5 protein-coding genes are annotated in these 6,369 nt (G+C 70.0%); 3 read left to right on the forward strand and 2 right to left on the reverse strand.

Features of this window, described 5'->3' with window-relative positions; translation table 11 throughout:
• The first annotated feature begins 44 nt into the window (after positions 1–44).
• The gene (locus tag ACF1FZ_RS25055; protein WP_391775631.1) at positions 45–2,345 is read left to right on the forward strand and encodes a beta-L-arabinofuranosidase domain-containing protein; all 2,301 of its coding nucleotides are present in this window, start codon (positions 45–47) and stop codon (positions 2,343–2,345) included.
• A gap of 53 nt (positions 2,346–2,398) precedes the next feature.
• Here ACF1FZ_RS25055 and ACF1FZ_RS25060 read toward each other — a convergent pair whose 3' ends face one another.
• Positions 2,399–2,782: an STAS domain-containing protein gene (locus ACF1FZ_RS25060; protein ID WP_391775632.1), complete on the reverse strand. Its 384-nt coding sequence runs from the start codon at positions 2,780–2,782 to the stop codon at positions 2,399–2,401.
• 312 nt (positions 2,783–3,094) lie between these two features.
• On the opposite strand from ACF1FZ_RS25060, the gene ACF1FZ_RS25065 reads away from it, so the two are divergent.
• Complete coding sequence (locus ACF1FZ_RS25065) at positions 3,095–3,592, forward strand: MarR family winged helix-turn-helix transcriptional regulator (RefSeq protein WP_391775646.1); 498 nt, start codon at positions 3,095–3,097, stop codon at positions 3,590–3,592.
• Positions 3,593–3,620: 28 nt separating this feature from the next.
• Here ACF1FZ_RS25065 and ACF1FZ_RS25070 read toward each other — a convergent pair whose 3' ends face one another.
• Positions 3,621–4,808 (reverse strand): PP2C family protein-serine/threonine phosphatase, encoded by a 1,188-nt coding sequence (locus tag ACF1FZ_RS25070; protein WP_391775633.1) that lies wholly within the window; start codon positions 4,806–4,808, stop codon positions 3,621–3,623.
• 266 nt (positions 4,809–5,074) lie between these two features.
• Between ACF1FZ_RS25070 and ACF1FZ_RS25075 the strand changes: the two genes are divergently transcribed.
• The gene (locus ACF1FZ_RS25075; protein WP_391775634.1) at positions 5,075–5,956 is read left to right on the forward strand and encodes a SigB/SigF/SigG family RNA polymerase sigma factor; all 882 of its coding nucleotides are present in this window, start codon (positions 5,075–5,077) and stop codon (positions 5,954–5,956) included.
• The last annotated feature ends 413 nt before the right edge of the window (positions 5,957–6,369 follow it).

A 6,369-nucleotide genomic window follows, 5' to 3' on the forward strand; every position in this document is an offset into this window, starting at 1 on the left:
CGGCAGGCAAGCAGGCGCTCCCCCGTCACAGAAAGGGCCGCACGATGTCCCCCTCCGTCAGCCGACGGCACCTCCTCCGGACCGTCGGTGCAACAGTCGCCGCCTCCGCCTCCGGTCCCCTCATCGGCCACGCTTCCGCGCGGGCCGCCGTTCCCGCCGCCGCAGCGCCCGTCTCGCCTTTCGAACTCGGTCAGGTCCGTCTGACGGCGAGCCGGTGGCTGGACAACCAGAACCGCACCCGTGCCTATCTGCGGTTCGTCGACACCGACCGCCTGCTGTACAACTTCCGCGCCAACCATGGAGTTTCAACCCGAGGGGCGGCTGCCACCGGTGGCTGGGAGGCGCCCACGTTCCCCTTCCGGAGCCATGTACAGGGCCATTTCCTCACGGCCTGGGCGCAGTTGTACGCCGCGACCGGGGACACCGTCTGCCGGGACAAGGCGGCATACATGGTGGCGGAGCTGGCCAAGTGCCAGGCCAACAACAGCGCCGCCGGGTTCAGCGAGGGATACCTGTCGGGCTACCCCGAGTCCGACTTCACCGCCCTCGAACAGCGGACCCTGAACAACGGCAACGTGCCGTACTACACCATCCACAAGACCCTCACCGGCCTGCTGGACGTATGGCGCCACCTGGGCAGCACCCAGGCCCGTGACGTGCTTGTGGCCCTGGCCGGCTGGGTCGACCGGCGCACCGGCCGCCTCGGTGCCGCGCAGATGCAGACCATGCTGGGGACGGAATTCGGTGGCATGAACGCCGTGCTGACCGACCTCTCCCTGCAGACGGGCGACACCCGGTGGCTCACCGTCGCCCGGCGCTTCGACCACGCCGCGGTGTTCGACCCGCTGGCCGCCGGCCGGGACCGGCTCGACGGGCTGCACGCCAACACCCAGGTCCCGAAGTGGATCGGGGCCGCCCGGGAGTACAAGGCGACGGGAGCCACACGCTACCGGGACATCGCCGCCAACGCCTGGGACATCACCGTCGGCGCGCACACCTACGCGATCGGCGGGAACAGCCAGGCCGAGCACTTCCGCGCACCGAACGCCATCGCCTCCCACCTGAAGCAGGACACGTGCGAGAGCTGTAACACCTTCAACATGCTCACCCTCACCCGTGAACTGTTCACCCTGGACCCGGACAGAGCCGCGCTCTTCGACTTCTACGAACAGGCGTGGCTGAACCAGATGACCGGTCAGCAGAACCCGGCCTCCAGCCACGGCCACGTCACCTACTTCACCCCGCTCGCTCCGGGAGCCCGGCGCGGTGTGGGCCCGGCGTGGGGCGGCGGCACCTGGAGCACCGACTACGACTCCTTCTGGTGCTGCCAGGGAACGGGCCTGGAAATGCACACCAGGCTCATGGACTCCGTCTACTTCCACAGTGACAACACGCTGATCGTGAACCTGTTCGTTCCCTCGGTGCTCGACTGGACGCAGCGTGGAATCACCGTCACCCAGACCACCACGTTCCCGGTCGGCGACACCACGACCCTGCGCATGACCGGCACGACCGCCGGCACCTGGGCGATGCGCATCCGCATCCCGGGCTGGACCACCGGGGCCACCGTCGCCGTCAACGGCCTCGCACAGGACATCCCCACCACGCCCGGCAGTTACGCGACCCTGAACCGCACCTGGGCCGCCGGCGACACCGTCACCGTCCGCCTGCCCATGCGGGTCGTCCTGCGAGCGGCCGAGGACGACCCGGACGTCGCCGCGGTCACCTACGGGCCGACGGTCCTGTCCGGAAACTACGGTGACCACTCGCTCGACTCCCTCCCGTCACTGGACACCTCCTCGATCACCCGGGCCGACGGCGGTTCGCTCGCCTTCACCGCCACCGCCGACGGCTCCACCGTCACCCTGGGCCCGTTCCACGACGCGCACGGCCACAACTACACCGTCTACTGGAACACCGGCGACACCGCCACGACCCGCCTGGTCAACGTGGGCAGCGGACTCGTCCTGGGCATCCAGGACATGTCCACGGCCGACGGGGGCCGGGCCCTGCAGTGGCACGACTCCGGCACCGCCGACCACAACTGGGAGATGATCGACGACGGGGACGCGGTCCGCTTCCGCAACGTCCACAGCGGCAAGGTGCTCGGCGTCCAGGACATGTCCACCGCGGACAGCGCGAGCGTCCTCCAGTGGTCGGACAACGGCACCGCCGACCACAGATGGACACTGCTCGACCAGGGAGACGGCACCCACAAGATCCGCAACGCGCACAGCGGCAAGCTGCTCGCCATCGCCGGGCACTCCACCGCCGTCGGCGCCTTCGCCGTCCAGGACACGGACGACGGGACTCCCGACAACCTCTGGCGCGTCGTGAGGAGCTAGAAAGCCTGCCGGGCTCCGGTGGCGACGAGGACCGGGCCCGGCCACCGCGCCGGTCAGGCGGAGGCGTCCGGCACCGGCGCGGCGAGCAGGCCACCGACGGCCTCGGCCGCGCCGGGGAAGGCCGGAATCAGCCCACCGACCCCCGTGATGTCCAGCAGTCTCCCGAGGTGGGCCGGCACGGCGGCCAAGGACAGCGACCCGTGCCGGTCCTTCGCGTACCGCAGGACACTGATCATCGTGTTGAGGCCGGAGGAGTCGCAGAACTCCACGTCCGCCAGATCGAGAACGACGTGCGGCCTGCCCCGCCTGATCAGCTCCAGCGCCCTGGTCCGCAGCGCGGGCGCACTGTCCACGTCGATCTCGCCGGCGACGGTGAGGACGGCGATCGAATCCGCGGGGTGCCGGACGGCGAGGACGAGGGGCAGGCTGTGCGTCATGACTTCAGTGCTCCAGACCGGGGAGCGGTCACCGTCGCGACAGGAGCGACGGTGACCGCTGGGGGATCACGCATCGGATATCGAACTGCGAAACCTTACCTCATGACAACTGTTTCCCTGTGGAAGCATAAAAGAGGCCTGCGGTGTCCTCAGGAGCCCGCAGTGGACAGAGGTACGATGTCCGGGGCCACGTACGTGTCCCCGAACCTTTGTCCTGGCTGGCCATACGAGCGCATCAGACGCCTGGCTCGCTTGCTCGGTCCGGTGGCCAGACGGACGAGTGGGGCGATGCCGGATCGGAGTGTCATCACCATGGGCCTGAACCCCGAACCCGACCACAGGTCCCGGGAGGCGGCCCGCGAGGGTTCCGAGTTCGTCGAACTCCTCGAGATCCTCTGGGAGCACGGCCGTGAGGCCGTCCCAAAAGGCCCGGTCTCCCCCTCGCAGCTCCGCGTGCTGTACACGCTGGACAGGGAGGAGGGCATCAACCTGCGGATGCTCGCCGAAGCCCTGGGGTCGGCCTCCCCCTCGGTCAGCAGGCTGTGCGACCGGCTGCAGGCAACAGGACTCGTGGAGCGCACCCCCAGCCCGGTGAGCCGCCGGGAGCTGGAACTCCGGCTGACGAGCCACGGCAGGGCGTACCTCGCCGAGCTGCGCACACGCAGGGAGCAGGTACTGATGGCCACGATCGACGCCATGCCGGCCAAGTCGCGGCGTTCCCTCCTCGAAGGGCTCAGGGCCTTTCGCAATGCGGCAGGGGCCTCAGGGCAGGACAGCGGCGGGGCGAGACCCTTGCGGTCGACCGCGTGAAGGCCGGTCGACCGCCCGTCGCCCCAGGTCAGACCGACGGATCCCCGGCGGAGGACTGCCGGCCGAACCAGTCCAGGCAGACCACCAGAGCATCGTCGTCCAGCGGTGTGGCACCCCTGTAGTCCCGCAGGTCGCGGAGCACCGCCAGCGGTACCTGCTCGGACGGCAGGAAGCGGTGCGCGGACAGCGCCCGCACGAGAGCGCGCTCCCCGTAGCGCTCCCCGGCCGCGGACGGGCCGTCGTAGACACCGTCGCTGCCGATCAGCAGCCGGTCCCCCGGCTCGACACGCAGGTGCTCCGCGACGTACTCCGTCTCCTCGAACATGCCGAGCGGGAGCTGCGCGTCGAACTCGACGGTCTCGACGCCGCGTCCCCTCAGCCGCCACATGCGGGGGGATCCCGCGTCCACCGCTTCCACCTCACCCGTGGCCAGGTCGAAACGCAGCAGCAGGACCGACGCGTGCAGCGCGCCACGGTACTGGGCGTAGACGGCCTGATCGGCGAGGCCGGCCTGACCGGGGAGGTCGAGGCCGGCACGCCGGGCGTTGCGCAGGGCGTTGACCACGAGATTGGTCAGCAGGGCTGCTTCCATCCCTTTGCCCATGCCGTTGGTGACGGTGAGCGTGAGGTGATGGGCCGACACCGACCAGTCGAAGTTGTCACCGAAGATCGCGTACGCGGGCTCCAGATGGGCGCCCAACGAGAATTCGGGGCGGGACACGGACCGGCCGGGCAGCAGCTGCCACTGCATCTCCGCGGCCAGGGTCAGCCTGGTGGCGCGGCGTGCGAGGAGGTAGAGGTCGGTGTCCCGGCCGGCGACGAGGATCTCGTGGCCGAGCGCTTCACAGATCTGCTGCATCCCCGCCAGGTCCGACGGAGAGCAGTCGCCCTCGGACACCGCGGCGGTGAGGACGCCGAGCCGGTCACCCCGGACGGTCACCGGCAGATGCACGAGCGCCGGGCCGGACGCGGCCCGGCGCTCCACATACGGCTCCTGGGATCCGAAGGCCCTGCCCTGCGCGCTGTCGTGTATGGGCACCGGCTCGGAGAGCGGCACTTCGGCCACCACCTGGAGCACGGTCATGCCGTAGTCGGCGAGCCGCAGCTCCACGCTCTGTACGTCGTACTGCTCCCGCAGAGCCGCCGTGGCGACGTCGAGGAGCAGGTGGGGTGCGGCCTTGCGCAGCTCCCGCTCGACGGCAGCGAATCTGTCCACGTGATCCTGTTTCTCGTCGTGCCGCACCAAAATCCGGACCGCCCGCGGGTCCTGGCCGTCGGCCTCCAGCGTACGGAGCCCGCGCCCGGCACTGTGGCGATCCCGACAGGGCGCGCCGGTGGCCGGTGCCGCTCATCTTACGATGTCCACAGACAACTGTTTCCGCACAGCAAGAAATTTCGCGTCACCACGCATGGAGCCCCCGAAGCGGGGCAGGGGCTCGCCAGGAAGCGCGCTCAGCACGAGGGAGGGTGGAAACAAAAGTGATGACTGAACAGACCCCCGGGACCATAGGGACTGACGGCGCGCCGGGTTCGGAGGCCGCGCCGGAGCGCGTCGGTGAACTCCCCTGGATCGAGGACGCGGGCAAGATCGCCCCGAAGGACGCCCGCGCACTGTCGACGCTGTTCTTCGAGCAGCTGCAGGTCCTGGAGGAGGGCACGCACGAGTACCAGTACGCGCGCAACACCCTCATCGAGATGAACATCTCCCTGGTCCGGTTCGCCGCGCGCCGTTTCCGGAACCGGGGCAGCGGCGACATGGAGGACATCACCCAGGTCGGAACCATCGGCCTCATCAAGGCCATCGACCGCTTCGAGCTCTCCCGTGAGGTCGAGTTCGCCACCTTCGCCGTCCCCTACATCGTCGGCGAGATCAAGCGCTTCTTCCGTGACACGACCTGGGCCGTCCACGTCCCCCGTCGGCTGCAGGAACTGCGCGTGGAACTGGCCAGGGCGAAGGACGAGCTCGCCACCCGCCTCGACCGCGACCCGACGGTGAAGGAACTGGCCGACCACCTGGACCTCACCGAGGACGAGGTCATCGAGGGCGTCATCGCAGCGAACGGCTACACCGCCGGTTCCCTGGACCTGCCGACCGATGCGGGCGAGACGACGGGGACGGCTTCGCGTACGTTCGCCGACATCCTGGGCGAGCCGGATTCCGCCCTGGAGACGGTGGAGAACCTGCATGCCCTGGCCCCGCTCCTGGAGGACCTCGACGACCGCGAGCGCCGCATCATCGAGATGCGCTTCGGCCAGGAGATGACACAGGCGCAGATCGGCGCCGAACTCGGCATCTCCCAAATGCACGTCTCCCGGCTCCTCACGCGCACCCTCGGCAAGCTGCGCGCCGGCATGCTGGCCTGACACCCCCCTCCCCCGGAGGGGCCCGGCCCCTGCCCGGTGGATCCGAGCCCGGCCCCACGCCCGACGGCGTGGGGCCGGGCTCGTCGCGCACCGGGCACGGCCCAGCGGTCACTCCGCTCATGCGCGACGAGGTGCCCTACGTCAGGGCGAGCGCTGAGCGCACCCGCACCCCGGTCATCATGGAGGCCTTCTCCCGGGCGCCTCTCGTGCTGCACGACGCCTGTCACGGGTGACCGGGCCCGCTCGGCGCCAGACCGCCGAGCGGGCCCGGTCCACGCCGTCGCCCGACGCCTCCCCGGCCTGTTGCGTCCCGCCCCGCCTGGCCTGCGTATGCCCCTACTTCACGGGGGTGAAGTCGCGGGCTCCGATGAATTCGGGCCGGCGGACGGGGGCGGCGAAGGGTTCCTGGGCGG

Origin of the sequence: Streptomyces sp. NPDC014623 (genome assembly GCF_043088245.1) — a bacterium.
Lineage (GTDB): Bacteria > Actinomycetota > Actinomycetes > Streptomycetales > Streptomycetaceae > Streptomyces.

Excerpts from the sequence above, each read along its gene's own strand:
- ACF1FZ_RS25055 (WP_391775631.1), top strand. The coding sequence starts at position 45 with ATGTCCCCCTCCGTCAGCCGACGGCACCTCCTCCGGACCGTCGGTGCA.
- ACF1FZ_RS25060 (WP_391775632.1), bottom strand. The coding sequence starts at position 2,782 with ATGACGCACAGCCTGCCCCTCGTCCTCGCCGTCCGGCACCCCGCGGAT.
- ACF1FZ_RS25065 (WP_391775646.1), top strand. The coding sequence starts at position 3,095 with ATGGGCCTGAACCCCGAACCCGACCACAGGTCCCGGGAGGCGGCCCGC.
- ACF1FZ_RS25075 (WP_391775634.1), top strand. The coding sequence starts at position 5,075 with ATGACTGAACAGACCCCCGGGACCATAGGGACTGACGGCGCGCCGGGT.